Genomic DNA, 24,471 nt, shown 5'->3' on the forward strand with positions numbered 1-24,471 from the left:
TCACGCGCCCGCGTCAGCGCGTCTTCTGCTGGTACGCCTTCACCAACGTGTTCATGCGCCGCCCGCTCGGATCCTCCTTGCGAGGATCCGCGACGACGAGCACCCACTTGCCCGAGACCACCGTGGAGCCGACGGCGTCGCCGATGAGCGCCCAGCCAGCCTCTTCCGCCTTTCGGACCTGCTCCGCGCCATCGAAGAGGCACACCGTGGCCTCCAGGCCGCTCACCTTGCCGGCCTGGCACCTGCCGCCGGGCAGCTTCTCTCCGACGTCGGTGAAACCGGAGGGCGACTCACCCGCCGCCCTCCACGCGTCCAGCACGTCGTTCGCATTGCTGGAGCATCCCGCCAGCAGCAACGCCCCCAGCGCGAAAGCCATGCGCCGCATGCTCAGTCCCGCCCCTTGTGCTTGTGCTTCTTGTGTTTGCCGTGGCCTCGGCCGTGGCCATGGTGATGGTCATGGTCATCATCGTCGTCCTCCCGGATGATGATGACCTCTCGGGAGGGCGGAGGCGGCCGTGCTCCGACCTTCACGTCCACGTCCACGTTCAAGCCCACCTGGATGATGGGGCCGCGGTACTGGGGCGGCGGCGCGAACGCCACCACCGGACGCGGCACGTTCCAGCCGCGATAGACCGTGTTGACCCGGACCCGCTTCGGATTCTCCCGCTGATACGCCTCGGGGTACTCACCCGCGAAGTAGTGGACGTCCTCCTTGTCCACGAACTCCTGGCGCGGTGGCGGCTCATAGGCGTGGTAGTGCGGCCCGTCGTGATAGCAGTACTCCACCACGTCCACATCCACATCGATGTTGATGAGCACGTTGAGCACCACCGGATGGTGCCCGTAGTAGGAGTGCCGAGGACCCTCGTAGCCAAAGGGCGTGGGGTCGCCAATGAAGACGTAGACGTTGTCACGCGTGCGGTAGAGCGTGTCCGCGTACAACGGCGCGGCGGAGTGCACGTGCATGGATTCGAGGTGGCACAGCCCGTCCCCGGGCTGCCCGGTGCGCGGGTGCATTCCCGCGTACCGCCACTGCTTCGCCTCGGCCGCGCTGGCGGCCAGGAACAGCAGCGCCGTGGCCAGAGAGGCCAGATTCCTGTGTGACATGGTGTGATTCTCCCCGGAGCCGGGCACGCTCCAGCCACTCCCTGACCCGGTCCGCACGGGAGCGATCACATCCAGGCGCGTGGCCCGCATCCTTTGTGTCCGTGGAGGTGCTCCACGTGCCTCGCGGCGACAGCAGGCTCGAAACTTTTCGGTGCAGTGACATCGCCGCCGCGCAAGAGGCTGTCTCGACTTTCGAACCTGCCCCGGCGTGCGCGGCCGGTGCTGAACGGTTCTGCTGTCCAAACCCAGACGTCACGACATGAGGAGGCAAGCGTCCGGGGCACGTGGGCGTCCGGTCCTGGATGGGCGGCCATTCCCTGAGGGGCATTGGGAGGGTCCGTTCGCGCCCATACCCTTTCAGGCCACGTCGACCTGAAGCGAGGACCCCCGATGTCAAACCCCCGCTGCTCATGCCGCTCTTGTTGGATGCGTGTCCCGGTCTTGGTGCTCTCGCTGTTGCTGTGCAGTGCGTGTGAGGCCGTGGGGCGGATCGAGTCCCCTGAAGTGCAGGCCCTTCCCATGGAGCCTTCCTCCGCGCCCGAAGACGAGGCGCAGCCTCCGGCTCCCCCCGCGCTGCCTCCGACTCCCGCGGGGCTTCGTCCCGTCGCGGTCTGGGAGGCGATGTTCGTGGACGAGTGGGGCCGTGAGCACATGCAGACCTTCCTGCCCTGGAGCAACTCACGCGACAGCTGGGACTTCTACAACCTCGCCTACGGCCTGGACGCCAACACGGCGATGTACCGCGCCACCGGGAAGCGGGCGTACCTGGACCGGGCCCTGCTCTACGTGAACAACCTGGTGGCCTCCGCCCGCGTCTCCTCGTCGCTGCCCCAAAGCCAGTTCAAGGACGGGTACATGGGCTGGACCTCGGCCCTGTCGTCTCCGGCCGGGCAGGAGGTGCCGCTCTATGAGAGCTATTGCTGGCGCTACGTCACGCGCATGCTTCGCGTCATCCGCGAGACGCCGGACCTCTACAACTCCACCAGCTACCGCAGGCAGTACGACCGGCTGCTGACGTTCACGGAGCGGAACATCTTCGACAAGTGGTACCTGCGCGGGGCGAACGACTTCGTCTACCGCAACCGCACGCACATGGCCGCGCACTGGGCCTTCATCGCCATGGACCTGTCGCGGATGACCAATGACCCCGAGCGGAGGAACCGCTACCTGGAGGTCTTCGACAACATCAACCACGGCATGCCGAACTTCCCGTCCTCGCTGCGCGACAAGCTGTCGCCCAACCCCGACCACCCGACGGCCTGGTTCTGGAACGACAAGTGGGACACGAACGCCCAGCCCGGCCAGGACGTGGCGCACGCGAACAACGTGCTGGCCTTCATCGTCGAGGCCCATGACGCGGGCATGGAGTGGACGGACACGGACATCCGCCGGTTCGTCGCCACGCTCAACACCGTCATCTGGCCCGCGCCCAAGGTGTATGCGGAGTTCGTGGATGGCACCGGGCCGGGGGATGGCTGGTTCAACGACGGCCTGATGAAGCTGGGCCGCTACGACGTCAACCTCCAGCGCCGGCTGGAGCAGCACCGCGTGGGCCAGAACAGCCAGTTCTTCGCCAACGGCGCGCTCAACGTGCGGCTGCTGTCCGAACACGCTGTGCAGTAGATGGGGCAGGGGCGCCCCGTCCCCGGGCTGGGGGCGGGGCGCGGTGTCCTGGCCGCGTCAGCGGGCCGAGGGGAACAGGCGGACGAGCAGGCCCGCCAGCGCGGAGGCCGTCGCCAGCAGTGTCACGCCCATCCAGCCCCACGAGGCCAGCACCAGGCTGCCGCTCGCCGCGCCCACGGACATGCCGGCGAACACGCCGACGAACAGCACCGCGTTGAGGCGGCTGCGGGCGGCGGGCTCGATGCCGAAGACGAGCGTCTGGTGCGCCACGAGCGTCACCTGCGCGCCCAGGTCGAAGCCAATCGCGCTGGCGCCAATCAGCCACAGCCGGTGCTGGGGCTCGAGCCACGGCGCCGCGAACATCGTGGCGAAGGAGACGACGGTCAGGCCGGCGCCCAGGCGCGTGACGACCTCCGGCCCGTAGCGGTCCGCGATGCGGCCCGCCACCGGAGCGCCCAGCGCCCCCGCCGCGCCCGCCAGACCGAAGGCACCGGCCGCGGCGCTCCCCAGGTGGAACGGGGCGCCATGCAGCATCACGGCGAGGGTGGACCAGAACGCGCTGAAGCCAATGGAGATGAGCCCCTGGGCCAGCGCCGCCCGGCGCAGGGCGCCATGCTTGCGCCACAGGCCCGCCAGTGAGCCGAGCAGGGCGCCATAGGAGAGGGTGTTCGTCGGGTGGAAGCGGGGCAGACCGCGCCAGGCCGCCACGCCGACGAAGGCCACGCTGGCGGCGGCGACCCCGTACATGGCGCGCCAGCCGAAGCGCTCGGCCACCACGCCGCTGACGACGCGGGACAGGAGGATGCCGAGCAGCAGGCCCGTCATCACCGTGCCCACCACCTTGCCGCGCTCGTGCTCGGAGGCCAGGGTCGCGGCGGCGGGGACGATGTCCTGCGCCACCGTCGCCGTCAGGCCCACGGCGAAGCTCACCACCAGCAGCAACTGGATGCCCGGGGCCAGGCCGCCCAGCAGCAGGGCCACACTCAGCAGCGCGGCCTTGATGAGGATGATGCGGCGCCGGTCGAAGCGGTCGCCCAGCGGGGTCAGCAGCAGGATGCCCAGCGCGTAGCCCAGCTGTGTGAGCATGGGCACCAGGCCCACTGCGGTGTCGGAGGCGCCGAGCGTGCCCCCCATCACCCCCAGCATCGGCTGGCTGTAATAGATGGACGCCACCGACAGGCCGGCGCTCACGGCCAGCAGCAGCCGCAGGCCGTGCGACAGGGACGTGCTGGCGGCGGAGACCGGGGAGGGGAGGACGCCGTTGCCGGCGGTTCCATGTACGGCGCGAATGAAGGACATGATGTTCACCTCGGGTGCTGCGCGACGAGGTGACAGTGCGCCAGAGGGAGGGGGGACGGTAGACGCGCGCTCCGTACAGCGGTTATACGCGTGGCGTATCACCCTTCCTTGGGAGCAGGCTCACATGCCCAACGCTTCGAAGCCGGCCCGGCGGCGTGGGTCTCCGCCGAGAATTCCCGCGTCCGCCAATGCCGACCGGCTGGAGCTGATGCAGACGTTCATCCGCATCGTCGACGCCGGGAGCCTGTCCTCGGCCGCCGCGCAGATGGGCACCACGCAGCCGACGGTGAGCCGCAGGCTCCAGGCACTGGAGCGTTCCCTGGGGCTGCGGCTGCTCCAGCGTTCCACGCACGCCATGAAGCTCACCGAGGACGGGACGCGCTGCTACGAACGGGCGAAGGAGCTGCTGGCCAGCTGGGCCCTGTTCGAGTCCGACCTGCGCGGCGCGAGCGACGAACCAGAGGGCACGTTGCGCGTCGTGGTGCCTCACGCGTTCGGGCAGGAGCTGTTGGTGGATCCGCTGACGGAGTACCTGGGCCGTCACCCGCGGGTCTCCGTCGAATGGCTGCTGCATGACCGGGCGGTGGACTTCATCGCGGACGGCATCGATTGCGCCATCCACGTGGGCGAGGTCCAGGACCCCAGCGTGGTGGCGATCCGCGTGGCGGAGGTGCCGCGCATCGTCGTGGCCGCGCCCTCGGTGCTGGTGGGGAAACCGGTGCCAACGCATCCCGACGAGCTCGCGAGGCTGCCCTGGGTGTCCCTGCGCACGTTCTATCGCAACGAAATCTCACTCACCCACGTGACCACCGGCGAGGTCCAGCCCATCGTCTTCCAGCCGCGCGTGAGCACGGACAGCCTTTACGCCCTGCGCAGCGCCGCGGTGAAGGGCCTGGGCGTCTGCGTGGGCTCGTCCTGGGTGCTCCGGGAGGAGCTCCAGCGAGGCCGGCTCCTGCACCTGGTGCCGCGATGGCAGGCCACGCCGCTGCCCATGTACCTGCTCTATCCCTCCGCGCGCTTCCATCCCGCGAGGCTGCGCAGGTTCGTGGCGTGGATGCGCGAAAGGATTCCGGCGGCCCTCGCGGTGGCCACGCGCACGGGGTGAGCCAGCTCTTTTCTGGACAGAATTGACATACGGAAGGTGAATGACGCGCGCAACCCCTACCGGATGCAAAGGATTCCAGGATGCACAAGAAGCTGATTGGCTTTGGCATGGGATTGGTGCTGCTGATGGGAAGCACCGCGGCGTGGGCGGGCGGCAAGGGCTACTCCCCCGTCTACATCAGCATCCCGCTCCGCTATGCCACTGGGAGTATGGGAGATGCACGCAACTCCACGGACACCCAGCAGGGCATCAGCATCACTTTTGATGCCTCGAGCAACTCGGAGTTCGCCTACGTCAACATCACTGACTCGACCGGTCTCTATGCCTTCTGCTCCACTTCCAGTCCCACCCTGATCTCGGCCATGAAGGCGGTGAACAGCGACGCGCGTATCGCCGTCAGCTGGGATCAGAACGGGGTTTGCACCAGCATCACCGTGGACAACAGCTCCTGGTCCACCCCCAAGCTTCCGTGACCGCGCATGTCCCTGCCTTCCACAGGACGTCAGCTTGGACTGATGCTGCTCGCCGGCGTGGCGGGCATGGGACTGGCGCGTTCGAGTGCCCCCGCACACCTCGATGAGGAGGTGCTGCGGCGGCTGGACCGTCAGGAGGCCCGGTGGGATGCCCTGGCGCGCAGGCTGGAGGCATCCCCTCCCTCGTCCCCGTCATGCCCCGGAGCCGCGGTCACGGACGTCGTGGCGACGCGGGAAGACCTGCGCCGGATGCTCCAGGAGGAACTCCGCCTGGCCCGCTCCAGCGCTCCGGTGCGAGAGCCCGAGGCGAAGACGCCGGAGGTCGCGCCCGCGTCGCGGGAGAGCCTGGCCCTCCAGGCCGAGGCCCATCAGTGGATGGACGCACGCCTTGCCTCCGGAAGATGGGGCAATTCGGAGCGCGAGGAGTTCCGCGCCTATCGCCAGCGACTGACAGGCACCCAGTACCAGGAGCTGCTCAAGAAGCTGGCGGTCGAGGTCAACAGCCAGCGGCTGCGCATCGAAACGACGGACGGCCGTCCCTTATGAGGGCGCGCCCTGGCTACCTGTCGGTGGGCGCGAGGCCGTAGAGGGTGGTGATCTCCCGGGAGCGCGCGGCGTGCAGCGGGTCCGCCTTGTCCTTCGCCTTGGAGTGCCGTGCCTGGGTGGACTTCCGCCACGCCACCTTCAGGCCGCAGCGCTCGAACTGCTCCTCCAGCCACCCGGCCGGACGCAGGCCGAGCAGCACCGCCAGGTCCGAGAGGATGAGCAATCCCTCTCCCCCTGGGTTCAGCGCGGCGGGGAGCCCTTCCAGGAAGCGGCGCAGGAACTGGCTGTCCTCGTCGAACACCGCGCGGTCCACCCGGTTCTTGGGCGGCTCGGGAATCCATGGCGGGTTGCAGACGACAAGGTCCGCCCTTCCTTCCGGGAACAGGTCCGTCTCCGTCACCTGGAAGCGCTGCGAGAGGCCGAGCCGCTCCGCGTTCTCCCGTGCGCACGCCACCGCGCGGGAGTCGCAGTCCGTGGCCTGCGCGAACACCGCTCCTCGCTGCAGGAGGAGGAAGGACAGCACGCCGGTGCCGGTGCCCACGTCGAACACGCGCTTGCCCTTCACGTCCGGCACGGCCGCCAGCAGCTCCACGTAGTCCGTGCGCGTGGGCAGGTAGACGCCGTAGTGCGGATGCAGCAGGCCCTTCAGCCCCGGGACCTCCAATCCCTTGCGCCGCCACTCCGCGGCCCCGAGCATGCCGAGCAACTGCTTGAGCGGCACGACAGTGAAGTCCTCCGTCGGCTCGCCCCAGACCTGCCGGCACGCTTCCGCGACGTCCGGCGCGCGCGCGAGCTCCATGCGGTAGCCACGATCCAGCGCGACGACGATGCGCGACAGCGTCGCGTGCTCCTGCTGCCGTGCGCGGCGTTCGGCCCGGAACGCCTCCAGCGGTGAGCGGGCCTGCCAGGGCCGTTCAAGCCGCCGCCCCAATGCGCCCAGCAACTGCTTCGCGTTGTGGAAGTCGCCGGTGTAGCGCAGGAACTCGCCCCGGCGGACGCGCTTGAGCGCGGTGTCGGCGCTGAGCCCGTCATCCACGGGCGACAGGCGCGTGGGCGCGGGCTCATCACTCTCCGAATGCCAGGTGAAGGCGGCGCCGGGCGGAAACTCGAAAGGAGAGGCGGTGGGGCGGCGGGGGCGATCCATGGCTTTGGGGTAGCACGTCCTCGTCCCTCAGTCAGGACTCACGGCACAGCCGGTCCACGAACTTCAACATCGTCGGTAGGCGCGATGCGCCGTGCATCCGCCGGATGTGCTCCGCGGCGGTCGCGGTCTCCATCCCGATGGCGGTGACGAGCAGGGGACGCAGGCTCTGCCCCCGCACGATGGGCAGGGCCGAGCCGGTGGTCACATAGGGCGTCTTGGCCACGCCGATGACAGGCACCGTGCGACAGAGCGCCTCGTACAGGTGGGCGCCCAGACCGGGCACTCCGTCCCCGAGCCACACGTAGCCATCCACGACGATGGCCTCCAGCGGCTCCTGCACGTCGGCGAGCACCCGCAGCAGGTGCGGCAGCTCGCGGCGGTAGAACTGGCCGGGCTCGTAGGGGGCCGCGATCGGTCCCCGGTCCACCAGGTGCCCGGCCTCCTTGGCGTCCGTCCAGGCGCGGAAGAGGACGCACGCGGCCACGGTGACGTCGGGGCGGTAGTCCACGTCCACGCAGGCGAGCATCCACGTCTCCTTGGGCGTCCCCCACGCTACAGCTGATCCACCGGACACTGGAGTCTTCAACTCAAGGTTAGATATTTCTCGATTTGGAGCTTTCGCGGTGAATGCAAATTTCCTTGCCGGAGGAGTCCAGATGATCAGGCGTGCGGTGGTGTTGCAGGCGGTGTGTCTGCTGGGAGTCGCGGGCACGGCCGGGGCGGTGACGCCCACGAACGTGACGAAGGTGGCGCGGGTGACGGGCGCCACGCCAGCGGGTGAGACGCTGCCCAATCCGAACCAGACGCACACCAACTACGAGGTGTATGGCACGGACCTGGGCATCGTCTGGGACAAGGGCGGCGGTGAGGTGTTCGTCCTGTTCGGGGACACCTTCGGTGTGGGCTGGTGCGGCAACGGCGGGTGCGGCGGCGGCTGGCGCAGCAACGTGCTGGCGCGCTCGGCGGACACCACGTTGTCCAACGGACTGACCTTCACCACGATGATCCAGGACCGCACCCGCCACGCGAAGGAGGTGCTGGCGTCCAAGAAGGTGGACAACGACGAGATGACCGTCATCCCCACCGCGGGCGTCAGCGTGGGGGCGCGCCACTACATCCACTACATGTCCGTGAAGCACTGGGGCGATCCGGGACAGTGGACGACGAATTCCTCGGGCATCGCGTACTCGGATGACAACGGACAGAACTGGGTGAAGCACCCCACGGCGCGTTGGGTGAACAACGCGTCCTTCACGAATCCCTTCCAGATGGGCGCCTTCGTGAAGAACGGCGGCTTCGTCTACCTGTACGCCACGCCCAACGGGCGCTTCGGCAACGTGCACCTGGCGCGCGTGCCGGAGGGCTCGCTGCTGGACATCAACGCGTACCGGTATTGGGACGGCAATGGCTGGTCCGCGTCCCAGGCGGCGGCGCGTCCGGTGGTCATTGGAATCGCGGGGGAGTTGTCCGTCTCCTACAACGCCGCGCTGGGCCGCTTCCTGATGACCTATCTCAACGAGCACCGTCAGGCCGTGGTGATGCGTGACGCGGGCACACCTACCGGGCCGTGGAGCGGGGAGAAGCTGCTGGCCACCGGTGCCGCGTTCCCTGGCATCTACAACGGCTTCATCCACCCGTGGGGCAACAGCGCCAGCGAGCTGTACTTCATCATCTCGCAGTGGACGCCCTACAACACGTTCCTGATGCGCGCGTCGCTCACGGCCGACGCGGACGGAAACAACCTGCTGTCCGAGCCGGGCTTCGAGACGCAGGCCGCGACGCCGACGATGGCGCCCTGGTACCTGACTGGCGCGGGCGGCATCGACCGGGCGCTGGGCAACGCTCGCTCCGGCCAGGACAACGGCTTCGTGCGTGGGTCCAGCGGCTGGAACGCGCTCAAGCAGAGCGTCGTGGTGCAGCCATACACGGACTACACGCTCAAGGGCTGGCTGCGCTCCTCGTCCAACACCAGCCGGGGCTTCTTCGGCGCGCGCGTCGCGGGCAACGGCGCCATCCTGGGAGAGGCGCAGTACGGCTCGCTGCCGTCGTGGACGGAGCGCACCGTCACCTTCAACTCCGGCGCGAACTCCATCGTGGAGGTCTACAGCGGCGTGTGGGCGGACGCGGGCGACACCTGGGCGCAGCTGGATGACGTGAGCCTCACCCGGGGCGCGAACCTGGTGGCGCAGGGCGGCTTCGAACAGCAGCCGTCCTCCACCGCCACCTCACCCTGGTACGTCCAGGGCAACGGTGGCATCGACCGGGGACTGGGCTTCGCGCGCACCGGCGCCAACAACGGCTTCGTGCGCAACAACACCGGCTGGAACGCCCTCAAGCAGGAGGTCGCGGTGACGCCCAACACCGTCTACACGCTGACGGGTTGGGTGAAGACGTCCTCCAACCAGAACGATGGCTACTTCGGAGCGCGCGTGCTCAACGCCGGCCCCATCCTCAACGAGGTGCACCTGACGCAGCCGTTGAGCGGCTACACGCTCCAGTCCGTCACCTTCAACTCCGGCAACAACCACAGCGTGGAGGTGTACGCCGGAACCTGGGCGAACGCGGGCGACACCTGGCTGCAGGTGGATGACGTGGCGGTGGTCCGTGACTAGCAGTGCGGGTGATGCGCTCGACAGGTCATGGAGGTTGTCAGGCGATCACGCGCGCCCCTAGGCTCGCCGGATGAACCGACTCCTGGCAGCGTTGATCCTGCTCCCTGCGATGGCCTTCGGGCAGGTGCGTGTAGACATCGATGTGAAGCTCCCCGACATCGTCTTCTCGACCCCTCCGCCGCTGGTCGTCGTGCAGCCCGGCGTGCAGGTGGTGGAGGACTACGACGAGGATCTCTACGTCGTGGACGATGCGTACTGGGTGCGCCGCGATGGCCGGTGGTACCGGGCGCGCGACTACCGCGGTGGCTGGGAGGTCGTGGAGGAGCGGCGGGTCCCCGTCACCGTCGTCAAGCTGCCCCCCGGGCGCTACAAGCGGTGGAAGCACTCAAAGAAGAAGGTCGCCGTGCCCGCGTCGTACCGTGAGCGCGGCCCCGACCACCGGGACGACCGGCACCACGATCATGACGACCACCACGACGATCACCACAAGGGAGGCAAGGGCAAGGGGAAGGGGAAGAAGTAACCCCTTGCCGGAAGGCCGCTCAACCCTCGGCGGTCTGGAGCTGCTCGGCGTCCGGGTGCCCCTCGCGACACACCCGGGCGTCTTCATCGGCGGCCATCCCGGAGGTCGTGGCTTCAGCGCCCACTCCGAGTGACTCGACGCAGCGATAGCCCGCGTCACCGCAGTTCGTGTCCTGGCCGTTGACGCTGCAGACATCGACGCAGAGCGGATACCTCGCGCAGACGGTGCTGCACGGGGGCTCCGCGGCGAGCGCCGACGCGGAGGTGAGCAGGAGGAGGGCAGCGGCGAACGGAGTGGGGAGGCGCATGCGGAGCTCCGGTGGAGAAGGGGAGCGCGGATGCTCGCCCGGGACACGCGGCGCGGGGAATCGTGGCTACCCGCTACTCGATACCTGGCGTCTGCTATGAGTTCAGCCATGTCCCTGAAGCACGTCTCGCCGCTCCTCGCGCTTCTGCTGTCCGTGCCTGTCGGTGCCGATCCGGTGCCCACCCACTGCGCCCAGGCTCCCCTGTTCCAGCGCTACGCGCGCAGCGGCATGGTGGAGTCCCTGCCTGGAAACAAGGTGCGCCTGACGGCGGTGGCGGACGTCCACAGCGCGGACTGCGGAACCCCCGACTGCTACTTCACCCGGGTGCGAGCGGTGTTCCACTTCGCGGAGGGCAAGGACTGCCGCGTGCGCGAGGTGGAGGTCTCCACGGAGGATGGCGGGTGCAGACCGAAGAATGAGCGTGCTCCGAAGAGAAAGGAGGCGTTCTTCCCGCAGGGCCCCGCGGACGTGGCCGACCCGGCGTTGGCGCAACTCACCCTGCGTACGCGCAAGGCGGACCGCGCCCTCGTCCTCCTCCCGAGGAACCTCTTCTACTTCGAGGACGTGAAGCCTGACGCCCCGCTCCACACGACGCTGCCCACCGGCGAGGCGGGAGAAGACGCCTGCTGTTGGGGGGCCTCCATCGCGGAGCCGCACTTCCGCGATTAGGAACCCGTGGCGCGTGGTGATGGTGTTTTCAATATATTCTAGTTTGTCTTAATAGAATTGACTTACTGGTTTTGGTGCTTGCAATGTCTCCCCGTCGCCAAGGATGGCGACAGGGGAGCACACCATGCCGAAGTCGAAGCAACTCGCGTCCTGCCTTGCCCTCGCGCTGGCCACGGTCTCGCCAGTGGCCCTCGCTGATTCGGCCATCTACGGCGGCGGCCCGTTCTATTCCGGCGGCACCGCGGTGATGAACGACCTGCGCGGCTCGGGCTTCACGACCGTGATCCTCTGGAGCTTCCACATCGAGGACAACGGCGACCTCGTCTACAACGACATCCCGGTGGTCCGGAACGGCGCCTATATCGGCGACCCGGCCTGGCCCACGCGGCTGGCCACGCTGAAGACGGCGCCGACCTCGGTCAACCGCATCGAGGTGTCCATCGGCGCCTGGAGCGTCCCTGACTTCGAGCGCATGGCCCGGCTGGTCAACGGCACCGCCGCTGGCTGCGGCAGCACGCTCGTCTGCGGCACCGGCACCAACAGCATCCTGTACCGCAACTTCCAGGCGCTGAAGGCCGCCACCGGCGCGGACGCGGTCAACTTCGACGACGAGAGCGCCTACGACCTCGCTCCGACCACGCAGTTCGGGCAGATGCTCATCGGCCAGGGCTACAAGATCACCTTCGCGCCCTACACGCAGCAGACCTTCTGGCGCAGCCTCAAGGACAACCTGGGCAGCGCGGTCGACGGCATCTACCTCCAGGTCTACGACGGCGGCGCCGGCAACAACCCCGCGAGCTGGAACACCGCCATGGGCATGACCGTGGACCCGGGCCTGTGGTCGCGCCACGGCACCAACTGCGCCAGCGGCGACAGCCCGGCCACGGTGCAGAGCAAGATGAGCAACTGGAAGAGCACCGCCGGCATCAACGGCGGCTTCATGTGGCTGTACGACGACATCCAGAAGTGCTCGGCGCAGGGCACGAGCGCGCAGTACGCGGCGGCCATCAACACCGCGGTCAGCGGCAACACCCCGCCGGTGGCCAACTTCGGCGTCACCGTGAGCGGACTCACCGCGACCTTCAGCGACGCCTCCAGCGACAGCGACGGCACCATCACCTCGCGCGGGTGGAGCTTCGGCGACGGCAGCGGTTCGACGGCGACGAATCCCAGCCGCGTCTATGCCACCGCCGGCAACTACAACGTCAGCCTGACCGTGACGGACAACGGCGGCGCAAGCCACACCAAGACCCAGGGCGTCTCCGTCGGCGCGGGCTACGCCAACCTGGCGCTCAACAAACCGGCGACCGGATCCACGGCCTGCAACAGCAGCGAGTCACCGGCCAAGGCGGTCAACGGAAGCGTCTCCGGCGGCACCACCGACAAGTTCTGCTCGTTGGCCTCGGGCGCCTGGCTTCAGGTGGACCTTGGCTCGGTGCAGACGGTCAGCAGCTTCACGGTCCAGCATGCCGGCGCGGGCGGTGAAGCGAGCACCTGGAACACCCGGGCCTTCACCCTCCAGACCTCCACCAACGGCACCAGCTGGAGCACCCCGATGACGGTGACCAACAACACCGCCAACACCTCCACCCACGCCATCAGCGCCACCTCCGCGCGCTACGTCCGGCTCAACATCACCACCCCGAGCCAGAACGGCGACCCGGCCACGCGCATCTACGAGCTCGAGGTTCGCTGACCGACCCTTCCCGCGCGCGGATGGATTGGGGACTCGACAACAAGTAAAAACTGATAAATAGGACTTCCAAGTCTTCGCAGGCCTGGAGGTCCATCGATGAAGAACCCCCCGTTGTTGTCCGCTGTCGTCCTCGCCGCGCTCGCGGCGGGGTGTGGTGAGGAGCGCTCCGAGGGCCCCGAGCTGGCCACGTCCAGCGGGGCGCTCGCGTGCTCCACGCGCATCACCTACGGGGACCGGTGGATCCACCCCGGGCACCCGGAGCAGTACGACATCGCGAGCGGTCTGGTGACCTGGGACGGCAGCTGCGTCAACGAAGGCACCAACTCCTACGCGGTGTTGTCCAACGGCTGGAAGCCGTACTTCACCGGCAACAACGCCTGTGTGATGGCGCTCGACACGACGGACTGTGGTGGCGCCACGGCTTGCGCCACGCGCGTCACCTACGGCCCGGCGTGGCTGCACCCCGCGGGGCACCCGGCCCAGTACGACGACGTGGGCGGCCGCGTGACGTGGGACCGGGGCTGCATCAATGCGTCTCCCAATTCGTACACGGTGCTGTCGAATGACTGGGCGCCGTACTTCAGCGGCACCAACGCGTGCGGCATCTCGCTGCGCTACACGGGCTGTGGCGGGCTCTACCAGAACCCCGTGGTGCCCACGGACTGCGCGGATCCGGGCGTCATCCATGACGGCACGCAGTACGTCGCGGCCTGCACGTCCGGCGGCGCGGCCAACGCGTTCCCGCTGCGCACGTCCAAGGACCTGGTCACCTGGACGGCCGCCGGCAACATCTTCCCCTCCACGCGCAAGCCGACGTGGGCCACGGGTGACTTCTGGGCGCCGGAGATCCACAAGGTGGGCAGCCGGTACATCGCGTACTTCACCGCGCGCCACCAGGACGGGAAGCTGTCCATCGGCGCCGCGACGGCCACCAGCGCGCTGGGCCCCTTCACGGACCTGGGCCGTCCGCTGGTGCATGACGCGGGCATGGGGATGATCGACGCCACGTTCTTCTACGACACCGCGGGCGTGCCGTACCTGGTGTGGAAGGCGGACGGGAACGCGGTGGGGCAGCCCACGCCCATCTACGGCCAGACGCTGGCGGCGGATGGATTGTCGCTCACCGGCACGCGCCGCACGCTGATGAGCAACACGCTCGGCTGGGAGGGCGGCGTCGTCGAGGCGCCGTGGGTCGTCGCGCGGGGCGGCTACTACTACCTCTTCTACAGCGGCAACTCGTACGCCAACAGCACCTACGCCGTGGGCGTGGTCCCGGGCCACGAGCCCCCTGGGGCCCTACACGAAGCTGGGCAACCCCATCCTCAAGACGGGCGGCGGCTGGGTGGGACCCGGGCACAACTCAGTGGTCACCGGCCCCGGCGGGGACACGATCATGGTCTACCACGCGTGGAACAGCGCCCACACGGCCCGGGTGATGCTCGTGGATGCCATCACCTGGCCCAACGGCTGGCCCGCGGTGCCGGAAGCGCCTTCCTCCGGTTCGCGCCCCATGCCGTAGCAGAACGTGTCCAGGTGAGGAGCGCGCGGCAGACCAACTCGCGCGCTCCTCCGTCACGGGGCACTATGAAGGGCTGGTCGTCTTGCTCTGGCCGTCATCCCTGCGGTCCGGCGCCGCGGGCCCCCTGCTGCCGAGCAAGGCTCCAAGCCAATCGTGCGCCAGTGGCCCCAGCGCCTGGAAGCCTTCACCATCGAGTACGAGCACGGCGATCCCCTGCGTTCTCAGGAACTGCTCGCGCGCATCGCTGATGGGTGCATCTGTCACCAAGCACAGGCGATCCTCGCTGCTCCCGTCGAAGTAGCGGTACTCCAGGAGCTGCGAGAGTGCGTGACGGGTTTGCGTCCGCTCGGTTCTGGCACCGAGTGTCTTCACTTCGAAGATGATGCGGCGCCCGTCGGCCGGATTCGTGGCCCACAGGTCCACCGAGTTTGGGATCTCCTGAATTCCGATCCACCTCGCCTCCACAAGGTGCCGGTGGAGGACGATGAGCAGGGCATGGTGTTCTTGCGAGGCTTTCTCTTGGCGGGCCGACGTGTCTTCGGGGTCTTCGTGCTCATCGCCAGGGACGAAGGGCGCAGGGACTTGATGGGGATCGAATGGGCGCGGCGTCCGGGACCGTCTCGCTGCTCGAACTGCAGTCCCTGTTGAAGCATCCAGCGGTTCGTTCGGTGGAGCATCTGCGGGAGCAATTGCCCGCCCTTGAACGTCTGTACGGAGCGGCCCGGGGGAAGCCCCGTGCACTTCAGCGTCCTTGGTGCGTGACAGGTAGTCGGCGTAACGCCGCAGGGCAACCTGGATGTCTGAAGCTCCTCCAGGGCCCAGCTTTCCGGCCAGATCCCGGTCGTCTTCGATGCGGTCAATGAACGCACGCAAGGTGCTGGGGGCCGTCCCCTCCACCTGCCATCCCGACACCTCTTCAAGGCGGCGCAGCCGCGAGACGTAGTCACTCGCCGAGCTGGGGCTGAGGGGAGCCTTTGACTGTTGTGAGACGTAATCGCTCGCGAGATAGCGCTGAAATCCGGGGAACGACATGGGTGGGTCCCTCAACCTGCTGCGCGGTGTGTCGGCAGTGAATGTCACCCGGCGTCCGTGATGCGCGCCAGCAGCTCGCTCAACAGCGCGCTCTCGCCGGGGGTCAGGACGGTGAGCCGGTCCAGGGAGGCTCGCAGCGTGGTGGCCGCTGAGCGGACCTCCGTGTTCGCCTTGGGCGCTGATTCGCTGGTGATCGCGGCCATGACCGTCTCCCTCGCGGCATCGGAGAGTCCGAGGTCGCGTTGCCCTTCGGGCTGGCGCAGGAGCGTGAGCACCGCGCCGTTGCACATCGACGACACGAGGCCGAGCGCCCGCTCTTCACTGACCCGCAGGCGGCCCGCGAGCGCGATGTTGCGGATGCGGCGGCGCAGCACGTCGTTGCCGGTGCTGACCACGGAGGACTCGGGCGCCGGCTCCAGGTCGCTGCACATGAGCGCGAACAGCCCTGGATGGCTGAGCCCGAACGCGACGTGCATGTCCCAGCCCATCCGCAGGTCCTGAAGCGGATCCGGGTGCGGTTTGCGCGCCGCCTTCTTCGCCACGTAGCTCGTCAGCTCGTGCTCGACCACGGCCGACAAGAGGCCGCGCTTGTCCCCGAAGAGCCGGTAGAGCGTCGGCGCCTGCACACCGGCGGCGGTGGCCACCGCACGTGTCGTCGCGGCGTCGGGCCCTCCTGCCGCGATGAGCTCCGCGGCCGCCGTCAGGATGCGCGCGCGCGTATCGGGGCCCTCGGCGTCTTCGGCGGCGGCCTTCTCGCGATCCTTCATGCGACCGACTTAGCACGTGGCTGTCGGAACGGCGGTAACAAAGACTTGATAACGGCGCTAGCGGTCGCTACGTTATCGGCGGTATCTAGATTCTGTTTCCGCCGATACAGGGCAGGGGTCGTTCAATGATCGTCGTGACCGGAGCAACCGGGCAGCTTGGCCGCCTCATCGTGGAGAAGCTCATCGCCCGCGTCCCCGTGGACCGGGTCGCCGTCAGCGTCCGGGACGTCCAGAAGGCCCAGGACCTGGCGGCACGGGGCGTCCGGGTGCGGAGAGGGGACTTCGCGGAGCCGGCGAGCCTCGCGCAGGCCTTCGAGGGCGCGACCCAGGTGCTGATGGTCTCGTCGAACGCGGCCGCGCATGGGGGCGATCCCCTGGCCCAGCATCGCTCCGCCATTGACGCCGCGCGGTCCGCTGGCGCGCGGCGCATCGTCTACACGAGCCACATGGGCGCGAGCCCCACGTCGGCGTTTCCTCCCATGCTCGACCACGCGGCGACGGAGCAGATGCTGGCCGGGTCCGGCCTGGCGTGGACCTCGCTTCGCAATGGCTTCTACGCGTCGAGCGCGGCGTTCCTGCTGGAGCGCGCCCTGCAAGCGGGCGTCTTCGAGGCTCCGGCGGATGGAAAGGTCTCCTGGACCACGCATGCCGACCTCGCGGAGGCGGCGGCGGTGGTCCTGACGAACGAGGGGCGGTTCGACGGGCCGACGCCGCCGCTCACGGCCTCGCAGGCGCTCGACTTCGGTGAACTGTGCGACATCGCGTCGGGCCTCCTCGGACGTCCCATCCGCCGAAGCACCGTGTCGGAGGACGAGATGCGCGCGAAGCTCGTGGCGAGCGGGATGCCCGCGCCCGGGGTCGGCATCTCGCTCGGCCTCTATCGCGCGAGCCGTGACGGCGAGTTCGCCGCCGTCGACCCCACGCTGCGGCGGTTGCTCGGGCGTGAGCCCATGAGCATGCGCGAACTGCTCGCCGACAAGCTGCTCAGGGTGCGGGGATGAACCGCGGCTCCCCGGGACGCATCGGCCCCAGGTACTTCAGCCACTTCTCGTACTCGCTGTCGTACGAGGCCCGGCGCACATAGACGTCACCGAAGTTCCCCGAGGTGGGCGTGGCGCGCAGCCACAGGTCCAGCGCGCCCGTGTCGTCCAGCCGCGCCACGCCGATGTCTCGTGGCGACGGCGTTCCCGGCAACGGGGGCAGCGGCTCCACGCCATCGTCAGGCTTCGTCTCCAGGCTCTGCATCCGGTCTCGAATCGCGCCCAGCACCCAGGGGTCCATGCCCGGCGTGGCGCGCAACCGGGCGTCCTGTGCCTCCAGCCGTGCGCGCAGCGTGGGGAGCACCTGGGTGCGGAGGGTCTCCACGGCCCGGGCGTCCCAGCCCAGGTAGCGGGTGCTGCTCACCAGGGCCAGGTGCAGACCGTTCAGGTCGTCCAGGGTCGGCAGGTCCTGGGTCCGGGCCAGCCACGTTTCATAGAACGTGCGCAGGAACCACTCCTGCTCATAGCGGATGACCGGCACCGTCCTGCCCCATTCCCAGTCCGGCGCGAGCCCCGTCTGCCCCAGGTGCCAGGTATTGAAGCCGCCTCGCGAGTCGGCGAACTTCGAGAGCTCGGTCCAGCGGGCCTCGACGTCGGGGCGGGACTCGATGAACTCGCGGCAACGGCGCATGTCCTCGGCCGAAGCGCGCGGGTCCGCGGCCACCAGGTCACACGCCTTGCCCACCGCGCCTCCCTCCACCGCGGCGCGCAGCGCGAGCCGCGCCTCCTGCTCCTGCCGCGCGCGGTGACGCGACGTCGACCACTCGCCTCCCATGATGGCCAGGAAGGCGGTGACGGCGCAGGCGACCAGCGCCACCATGGGCAGGCCCATCCCCAGCGGGACCGCGTCGAAAGGGCGGTCCGACACGAAGCGCCGCCAGCCGACCCAGAGCGTGAGCAGCAGCGGGAGCACCGCGAGCACGAAGGCCAGCCCGTTCAACGCCTGATGCAGCGGCGTGGCGGAGTGCCGGTACGACTCGCTGCTGAAGGCCAGGGTGAAGAAGGTGCCCACCAGCAGCGCCACCCCCAGCCCCAGCTCCACCAGCAGACACACTGCCGCGACGACCGCGCTCATCCTGGATGCCCCCATCCCGTCGCGGTCAGGGCCCCATGCTCCCGGCCGCGCTCCGTGAGCGTAGCCGAATCCGGCGCTCCTATGCCGCGAGGGAACGGCTGGAGGCGCCACCCTCACGGAAGATGCGCGGGTAGACGCTCCGGGCGATGCGCGCCGAGAAGAGGATGGCCTCCTGATCCTCGGGGTCCGTCAGCTTCCCCAGGATCCTGACCATCTCCGCCACGTGGTCTCCGTCCAGCGCCCCATGGCTGCGCAGGAACGTCACCGCCTTGTGGATGTTGGGAATGGCGGCCGCCGCCTGCATCCGCTCCGCCCACCGGCCCGCCCGCGTCTGCGACAGGTACTCCAGCACGTACGCGGTCCCCAGCACCGCCGTCGGTACGCCCGCGCGCGACGTGAAGAAGTTCCAGCCCGTATAGGCATCCACCGCCGGGCTCTTCTCCGCCGCCTCCACCTGCTCCTGCGACCACCCCAGGTTCTTCAGGTCGGACAGCAACCACAGGTCATGCCCCCGCTCCTCCTCCCCCTTCTGGACCAGGAGCTCCGCCAGCTCCGGATGCCGCCCCAGCTTCCTCAGCCGCAGGCCCGCCTCGCCCAGAAGCGCCGTGCTCCAGCGGGCGTAGTGGAACGTCTGGACGAGGTAGTGGATGTAGCCCTCCGCGTCGAGGGTGCCCTCCAGCATGCGGCGGGCGTCGGGCTGCGCATCCACCGCCGCCACCAGCGCCCGCGCCTCCGCGTCCAGCGCCGCCAGCCAGTTCGCTCCCGCCTGATGCTCCGTCTGTGTTTGCACGTGCGTCTCCTGTCCGGGGCCATTCCGGGCTCCCGGCGGGTGTATGGTTTTAAAGGTAAGCCCCAGGCTAGGCGGCGGAGCTCACGCCGTTCTCCATCGCATGGAAGCGCTCCAGCGTGTCCGCCGGGATCTCATCGAGCGCGATGAGCAACGGCAGCGTGAACCACTGGAAGTACGCGTCGTAGAGCGGCTCCGCGATGAAGCGCGCGCTCATCGTCCTGGCGAAGAGCGAGGGCGACCTGGGAACCCGCAGTCCTTCCAACAACCCCTGCTTCGCCCGCGCCCGCTCCTCCGGCGTGTAGTAGGGGGTCCGGGACTGCGCCGCGGACTCCCGCGGATCCGGCACGGCCACCCGGAAGCACGGACTGCGCCATCCGCGGCTCGCCACCACCTGCCATGACAGCAGGGCGTCCTCGGGCGAATCCGTCTCCAGGTTCGCGGACGCGATCCAGTGGGTCACTCCTCGCCGCCGGCTCTCCGCGTACATGCCCGCCTGCAGCCAGGTCACGGCCTCCGAGCGCCGCCACTCCGGCAGCACGCAGAAGCGCGAGGGCTCGGCGAGCACCATCCCCGGCCGGATCAAGCCGGAGAGGTCCAGCCGCTGCTCCAGCTCCAGCCCCAACTTCACGCCCAGGTTCGCCGCCACCTCCGCGTTGGGCAATGCAATCCGCATCGTCGCCACCGGCTCGGCGCCGTCATGGACGAGCACATGCACGGTGGTATCGAGCGTGTCGATGCAGGTCATCTCCCGCCGGGACACCGCCGACTGCTCGGACAGCAATCCCATCTCTCCGCCAAAGACAGCCCAGCGGATGCGAGCCGCGTCATCCAGCTCCCGTTGGGTGGTGGCGACACGCCAATGCCAATGCTTGCGCCTCATGGGTCGTCTCTTTGGGGGCGGGCACCGCCCGAGGCCTCATGCACAGGCCCCGGGCGGCGTGCGGCTCACGTCACTGCATGATGGTGACGATCTGCGCCTGGCAGGTGCCGCCGTCGATGAAGGAGTTGATGGTGTCGAGGGCGCAGATGGCGCCGCCGTAGGTGCCGTAATAGACGGTCGCGGTGCAGGTCCCGGCGTTGTCCGCGATGTCCACGCGCCAGACACAGGTCTTCACGCCGGCCGGGTTCGCCGGGTCGACCGTCCAGTAGTACTGCTGGGAGAACGACGGGGCCGGCGCGGGAGCGTTGACCTGGAACCCGCCCAGGGTGGCGGTGGGCACGGGATAGGGCGTGAACACGCCGTTGAACGTGCCGTTGATGGTCTGGAGGCCCAGGGAGATGGTGGCGCCGCTCTGGTTGGAGACGAAGAAGTTCTCCAGGGCCGGGCCAATGGCCGCGCCGCCCTTCACCTGGGGAACTTCGAACGCGCCCTCGCGAACGCTGACGTACTCGTTGCGCTGGGAGAGGAAGTCGGGGAACCCGAGATCGGCCGGGGCGGCGAAGGCCACCGACGGCGCGAGGGACAACAGGGAGGCGGCCAGGAAACGCTTCACGTTCCTCGTCATGGACTACTCCTGAGTTGATTTGTGTGGGGTTGGCCGAAGCCGAGGCATTCCTAACACTGGTCTTGATTTAACTGCAAATCAGAACGAGCAAAACAGGTGATTCCTGTGAGTGCGGACGATTTCGTCCGGGCCGTGTTGCACATTGCGTTGGGAGCCCGGCTAGGGGTTTTCCACGGGTCTGCCCATACACGCCGCCTGGGGCCGGAGCACCCCCGCTCGCCGGGTAGGCGGGCGAGCGGGTCAAATACATACGTGCCTGTGTATGGCTTCAATCGCTGGCGGTCGCGTCCGGAACCTCAAGGCGCGCCCAGGGCCGGCGGGGTCTCGGGCCGCCGGGTGCGCCGGCGCCAGAACAGGAACACGGGCACGCCCGCGCCGAACAGCAACGTGCCCTTGAGCGCGTTGAGCGGGTTGGAGGCCGTCGAGCCCAGGATCACGTAGAGCGCCGCCGCGATGAACAGGAGCGGGGTGACGGGATAGCCGGGCACCCGGTACGCGGCGCGGGGCACCAGCCCCTGCCGTTCGCGCGCGCGGTAGACGAACAGCGTCGCGGCCGTGGCGCCGAAGATGAGCCAGTCGGCGAAGACGACGTAATCGAGCAGCTCGCCGTACGTGCCGGTGCTCGTGAGGAGGATGGCCCAGGCCGCCTGGAAGAGGATGGCGTTGGAGGGCGTGCGGAAGCGCGGGTGCAGCCGGGCCATCCACGGGAAGAACAGTCCATCCGCGGCCATGGCCTGGTAGACGCGCGGCGATACGAGGATGACGAGGTTGAGGAACCCGAAGGTGGAGAGGGCGACCCCCAGGGTGATGAACGTGCGGCCCGCGGGCCCGATGAGCTGGCCCAGCGCATCCGCCGCCGGAGCGCTGCTCGCCGCGAGCCCCGCCGCTCCGAGCGTGCGCAGGTAGGTGAGGTTCGCGAGCAGGTACACCGTCACCACGCCGATGACGCCGAGCAACAGGGCGCGTGGCAGGTTGCGCTCGGGGTTGACCATCTCCTCGGCCACGAAGTTCGTCTGCTGCCACCCGCCGTAGCTGAACAGCACCGGGACGAGCGCCGCCCCCAGCGCGAGCACGAGGGAGTCGGGCGCCACCGGAGCGGCCACGGCCTCCACCGCGGCGGGCTGGGCGCTTTCCAGCAGGAGCCCCGCGCCCACGAGCACGGCGAGCGCCAGCAGCTTGAGCACGGTGAAGATGTTCTGCGTGAGCGCCCCGGGCCGCACGCCGAAGTAGTTCACCCCGGAGAGCAAAAGGATGGCGCCGACGGCGAGGGGGAAGCGGAACCCGGGCCCCAGGCCGGTGAGCGCGAGGGTGTAGTTGGCGAAGGTGACGGCCACCGCGGCGATGGCCCCGGTGGCGATCATCAGCATCAATCCCCACGCGTTGAGGAACGCGGGCAGCGGGCCGAAGGCCTCGCGCAGGTAGACATAGCTGCCGCCCGCCTTGGGGGTGCGCTGTCCCAGCTCCCCGTAGATGAAGGCGCCAATGAGCGCCACGACCCCGCCGAGCATCCACACGGCCAGGGTGAGCGCGGGCGTGTGCACGCGCTGCGCGACGATGGCCGGGTTGAGGAAGATGCCCGAGCCGATGATGCCGCCAATGACGAGCATCACCCCCGAGAACAAGCCGACGCGTCGAGCGTAGCCGTCGCGGTGGGGCGCGGCTTCATCCGGGAGGGGAGAGGGGCTCATGGTCCCCCAGCATATGCCCTCCGTCGCGGCTCAGCCCACGACGGCCGTGGCCTCGATCTCGACCAGGACGCCCGGCTCGAAGAGCACGGAGACCCCAATCAGCGATGCCGGCGCCGGAGTGATTCGCAGCTCCCTGGCGACCTGTTCGATGCCGGCGAGGAACTCAGGCATGCGCTCATGCTTCCAGTCGACCACGTAGATCGTCAGCCGGACGACGTCGTCGAACGTCGCCCCGGCCGCCGCGAGGGCGATGGCGACGTTGCGGTAGGCCTGCGCCACCTGTCCGGCCAGGTCGCCGCGCGCGACCAGCTTGCCGTCCGCGTCGTACGCGACCTGTCCCGCGATGTGCACCTGCCGGGTGCCGGTGGCGATGGCCACCTGCCGGTACACGTCGGGCTTCATGATTCCGTCGGGGTTGAGCAGGGTCACGGGCATGGCGGTTCTCCAGAGGGGAGGTGAGTGCCGGACTCGTATACCGGGCCCATTGACGAACAGCGTTCCCCTCTCCAGCGACGCGGTCGCTACAATCGAGCGCCCTCGATGAAACGCGCCCACCTGGATGAGATCTTCGCCTTCATGTCCGTCGTGGACGCGGGCAGCTTCGTGGGGGGCGGAGAGGCCCTTGGCCTGACGCGCTCGGCGGCGGGCAAGGCCCTGGCCCGGTTGGAGTCGCGCCTCGGGGTGCGCCTGCTCAATCGCACGACACGTCAGTTGAGCCTCACCGACGAAGGCCGTGTCTTCCATGAGCACTGCCTGCAGGTCCTCGCGGCGCTGGACGACGCGGAGGCCAGCGTCGGGCAGCGCACGGGGACGCCCCGAGGGTTGCTGCGGCTCACGCTGCCCGCCGCGTTCGGCCGGCTGCATGTCCTTCCCCTGCTGCGGGACTATCTGCGGACCTGGCCCGAGGTGCAGGCGGAGGTGAGCTTCTCCGATCGCGTCTCGGACATCATCGAGGAGGGCTACGACCTGGCGGTGCGCATCAACGCCTCCAGCACCGATACGCGCCTGGTCTCGCGGACCGTGGCCCGATACCCGGTGTTCGTCTGCGCCGCGCCCTCGTACCTGAAGGCGCGCGGAGAGCCCAAGACGCCGGAGGACCTGGCGGAGCATGAGTGCCTGGTCTTCAGCAGCCGGACGCGACGGCAGCACTGGCACCTGCGCCAGAAGGGCGGCGCCACCGTGAAGGTGGAGGGACGAAGCCGCCTGCGGCTCGACAGTGGCGAGGCGATCCGGGACGCGGCCGTCGCGGGGCTGGGCATCGCCTATCTTCCCGGCTTCCTGGTCAACGAAGACCTGGCGAGCGGGCGGCTCAAGGCGCTGCTTCCATCCTGTGAGACGGAGCACGTCCCGATCATGGCGCTCTACCCGAGCAAGCGGCACCTGCCGGCGAAGGTGCGGCGCTTCATCGACCTGATGGTCGATGAATGGAACGCGCTCGTCACGGCTCGATGAGGAAGGAGTTGCTGATCACCGGCTCCTGGACGGTCCGCCCCTCGGAGTCGGTCTCCCGGGTGTCCACGTCGTGCACGACGCGGTACTCACCGGCGGCCAGCTCCGCGGGGAGCTTCAGCGTGCCCTGGGCCTGGTCACCGCCCTTCAGCGTGTCCTGGTAGGCCTGGCATGCCTCGGTCTCGCCCAGGTGCGGTGTGTGGAGCCATCCGGTGTCCTCCCTGCGCTCGACCCGCACCATGCAGAGGTTGTAGCCCACCTCGCGGGTGCCCTCGTTGCGCAGCTCGAGCTGGACGGTGTCACCGGGGCGGTACTCCGTGGTGTCCGTGAAGAGAGAGACCTCGAGCTCCCCACAGCCCACCAGGAGCGTGAGGAGTGCCATCAAGGAAAGCGAGCGTTGCATCTGCGTCCTCCAGGGATTGAGGCCCGGCGCTGATGCAGACGCCGGGCCAGGGTCATCCCCTCGTTTTCCGGAGGAACGCAGCCGACAGGCCTCTCAATT

The 24,471-nt window shown here is 68.8% G+C and carries 25 protein-coding genes; 11 read left to right on the forward strand and 14 right to left on the reverse strand.

Annotated elements, in window-relative coordinates; translation table 11 throughout:
- Nucleotides 1-13 precede the first annotated feature (13 nt).
- Together ACX114_RS15465 and ACX114_RS15470 are read right to left on the reverse strand one after the other, a co-directional pair.
- Entirely contained in the window at nt 14-385 is a 372-nt protein-coding gene (locus tag ACX114_RS15465) for a hypothetical protein (protein ID WP_459298856.1), read from the reverse strand.
- Between the two features lie 2 nt (nt 386-387).
- Entirely contained in the window at nt 388-1,107 is a 720-nt protein-coding gene (locus ACX114_RS15470; protein ID WP_459298857.1) for a hypothetical protein, read from the reverse strand.
- 519 nt (nt 1,108-1,626) lie between these two features.
- Here ACX114_RS15470 and ACX114_RS15475 point away from each other — a divergent pair.
- The gene (locus ACX114_RS15475; RefSeq protein ID WP_459298858.1) at nt 1,627-2,730 is read left to right on the forward strand and encodes a hypothetical protein; all 1,104 of its coding nucleotides are present in this window, start codon (nt 1,627-1,629) and stop codon (nt 2,728-2,730) included.
- A gap of 57 nt (nt 2,731-2,787) precedes the next feature.
- Here ACX114_RS15475 and ACX114_RS15480 read toward each other — a convergent pair whose 3' ends face one another.
- On the reverse strand, nt 2,788-4,029 hold the full coding sequence (locus ACX114_RS15480) for an MFS transporter (RefSeq protein ID WP_459298859.1): 1,242 nt from the start codon (nt 4,027-4,029) through the stop codon (nt 2,788-2,790).
- A 124-nt stretch (nt 4,030-4,153) separates the two neighbouring features.
- Between ACX114_RS15480 and ACX114_RS15485 the strand changes: the two genes are divergently transcribed.
- The 3 genes from ACX114_RS15485 to ACX114_RS15495 all read left to right on the forward strand — a co-directional run bounded on the left by ACX114_RS15485 (nt 4,154) and on the right by ACX114_RS15495 (nt 6,153).
- Entirely contained in the window at nt 4,154-5,134 is a 981-nt protein-coding gene (locus ACX114_RS15485) for a LysR family transcriptional regulator (protein WP_459298860.1), read from the forward strand.
- Nucleotides 5,135-5,214: 80 nt separating this feature from the next.
- Nucleotides 5,215-5,607, forward strand: a complete 393-nt coding sequence (locus ACX114_RS15490; RefSeq protein WP_459298861.1) for a hypothetical protein — start codon at nt 5,215-5,217, stop codon at nt 5,605-5,607.
- A 6-nt stretch (nt 5,608-5,613) separates the two neighbouring features.
- Complete coding sequence (locus ACX114_RS15495; RefSeq protein WP_459298862.1) at nt 5,614-6,153, forward strand: hypothetical protein; 540 nt, start codon at nt 5,614-5,616, stop codon at nt 6,151-6,153.
- Nucleotides 6,154-6,166: 13 nt separating this feature from the next.
- On the opposite strand, the gene ACX114_RS15500 is transcribed toward ACX114_RS15495, so the two are convergent.
- Complete coding sequence (locus ACX114_RS15500; protein WP_459298863.1) at nt 6,167-7,297, reverse strand: methyltransferase; 1,131 nt, start codon at nt 7,295-7,297, stop codon at nt 6,167-6,169.
- Between the two features lie 31 nt (nt 7,298-7,328).
- Nucleotides 7,329-7,823, reverse strand: a complete 495-nt coding sequence (locus tag ACX114_RS15505; protein ID WP_459298864.1) for an endonuclease V — start codon at nt 7,821-7,823, stop codon at nt 7,329-7,331.
- Between the two features lie 130 nt (nt 7,824-7,953).
- Here ACX114_RS15505 and ACX114_RS15510 point away from each other — a divergent pair, with 130 nt between their 5' ends.
- Nucleotides 7,954-9,909 (forward strand): DUF4185 domain-containing protein, encoded by a 1,956-nt coding sequence (locus ACX114_RS15510; protein WP_459298865.1) that lies wholly within the window; start codon nt 7,954-7,956, stop codon nt 9,907-9,909.
- Between the two features lie 70 nt (nt 9,910-9,979).
- Nucleotides 9,980-10,432 (forward strand): hypothetical protein, encoded by a 453-nt coding sequence (locus ACX114_RS15515; protein WP_459298866.1) that lies wholly within the window; start codon nt 9,980-9,982, stop codon nt 10,430-10,432.
- Nucleotides 10,433-10,451: 19 nt separating this feature from the next.
- On the opposite strand, the gene ACX114_RS15520 is transcribed toward ACX114_RS15515, so the two are convergent.
- Complete coding sequence (locus ACX114_RS15520) at nt 10,452-10,739, reverse strand: hypothetical protein (protein WP_459298867.1); 288 nt, start codon at nt 10,737-10,739, stop codon at nt 10,452-10,454.
- Nucleotides 10,740-10,847: 108 nt separating this feature from the next.
- On the opposite strand from ACX114_RS15520, the gene ACX114_RS15525 reads away from it, so the two are divergent.
- The 3 genes from ACX114_RS15525 (at nt 10,848) to ACX114_RS15535 (ending at nt 14,871) form a co-directional block, all read left to right on the forward strand.
- Nucleotides 10,848-11,408: a hypothetical protein gene (locus tag ACX114_RS15525; RefSeq protein WP_459298868.1), complete on the forward strand. Its 561-nt coding sequence runs from the start codon at nt 10,848-10,850 to the stop codon at nt 11,406-11,408.
- Between the two features lie 124 nt (nt 11,409-11,532).
- Nucleotides 11,533-13,104, forward strand: a complete 1,572-nt coding sequence (locus ACX114_RS15530; RefSeq protein WP_459298869.1) for a discoidin domain-containing protein — start codon at nt 11,533-11,535, stop codon at nt 13,102-13,104.
- 96 nt (nt 13,105-13,200) lie between these two features.
- Complete coding sequence (locus tag ACX114_RS15535; protein ID WP_459298870.1) at nt 13,201-14,871, forward strand: glycoside hydrolase family 43 protein; 1,671 nt, start codon at nt 13,201-13,203, stop codon at nt 14,869-14,871.
- 828 nt (nt 14,872-15,699) lie between these two features.
- Here ACX114_RS15535 and ACX114_RS15540 read toward each other — a convergent pair.
- Nucleotides 15,700-16,422 (reverse strand): TetR/AcrR family transcriptional regulator, encoded by a 723-nt coding sequence (locus tag ACX114_RS15540; protein ID WP_459298871.1) that lies wholly within the window; start codon nt 16,420-16,422, stop codon nt 15,700-15,702.
- Between the two features lie 125 nt (nt 16,423-16,547).
- On the opposite strand from ACX114_RS15540, the gene ACX114_RS15545 reads away from it, so the two are divergent.
- Nucleotides 16,548-17,423 carry an SDR family oxidoreductase gene (locus tag ACX114_RS15545; RefSeq protein ID WP_459298872.1) on the forward strand — a complete coding sequence of 292 codons (876 nt, stop codon included), beginning with the start codon at nt 16,548-16,550 and terminating at the stop codon, nt 17,421-17,423.
- On the opposite strand, the gene ACX114_RS15550 is transcribed toward ACX114_RS15545, so the two are convergent.
- From ACX114_RS15550 to ACX114_RS15575, 6 genes are all read right to left on the reverse strand, one after another.
- Complete coding sequence (locus ACX114_RS15550; protein ID WP_459298873.1) at nt 17,407-18,537, reverse strand: hypothetical protein; 1,131 nt, start codon at nt 18,535-18,537, stop codon at nt 17,407-17,409. The genes ACX114_RS15545 and ACX114_RS15550 overlap by 17 nt on opposite strands.
- Before the next feature lie 79 nt (nt 18,538-18,616).
- On the reverse strand, nt 18,617-19,327 hold the full coding sequence (locus ACX114_RS15555) for an iron-containing redox enzyme family protein (RefSeq protein WP_459298874.1): 711 nt from the start codon (nt 19,325-19,327) through the stop codon (nt 18,617-18,619).
- 67 nt (nt 19,328-19,394) lie between these two features.
- On the reverse strand, nt 19,395-20,207 hold the full coding sequence (locus tag ACX114_RS15560; RefSeq protein ID WP_459298875.1) for a GNAT family N-acetyltransferase: 813 nt from the start codon (nt 20,205-20,207) through the stop codon (nt 19,395-19,397).
- A 70-nt stretch (nt 20,208-20,277) separates the two neighbouring features.
- Entirely contained in the window at nt 20,278-20,832 is a 555-nt protein-coding gene (locus ACX114_RS15565) for a hypothetical protein (protein WP_459298876.1), read from the reverse strand.
- Between the two features lie 296 nt (nt 20,833-21,128).
- On the reverse strand, nt 21,129-22,520 hold the full coding sequence (locus ACX114_RS15570; RefSeq protein WP_459298877.1) for an APC family permease: 1,392 nt from the start codon (nt 22,518-22,520) through the stop codon (nt 21,129-21,131).
- 30 nt (nt 22,521-22,550) lie between these two features.
- Complete coding sequence (locus tag ACX114_RS15575; RefSeq protein ID WP_459298878.1) at nt 22,551-22,955, reverse strand: RidA family protein; 405 nt, start codon at nt 22,953-22,955, stop codon at nt 22,551-22,553.
- Nucleotides 22,956-23,060: 105 nt separating this feature from the next.
- Here ACX114_RS15575 and ACX114_RS15580 point away from each other — a divergent pair, with 105 nt between their 5' ends.
- Entirely contained in the window at nt 23,061-23,972 is a 912-nt protein-coding gene (locus ACX114_RS15580) for a LysR family transcriptional regulator (protein WP_459298879.1), read from the forward strand.
- Here ACX114_RS15580 and ACX114_RS15585 read toward each other — a convergent pair.
- Nucleotides 23,959-24,372 carry an immunoglobulin-like domain-containing protein gene (locus ACX114_RS15585; protein ID WP_459298880.1) on the reverse strand — a complete coding sequence of 138 codons (414 nt, stop codon included), beginning with the start codon at nt 24,370-24,372 and terminating at the stop codon, nt 23,959-23,961. The genes ACX114_RS15580 and ACX114_RS15585 overlap by 14 nt on opposite strands.
- Between the last annotated feature and the right edge of the window lie 99 nt (nt 24,373-24,471).

This window comes from Corallococcus sp. M7 (genome assembly GCF_054512695.1).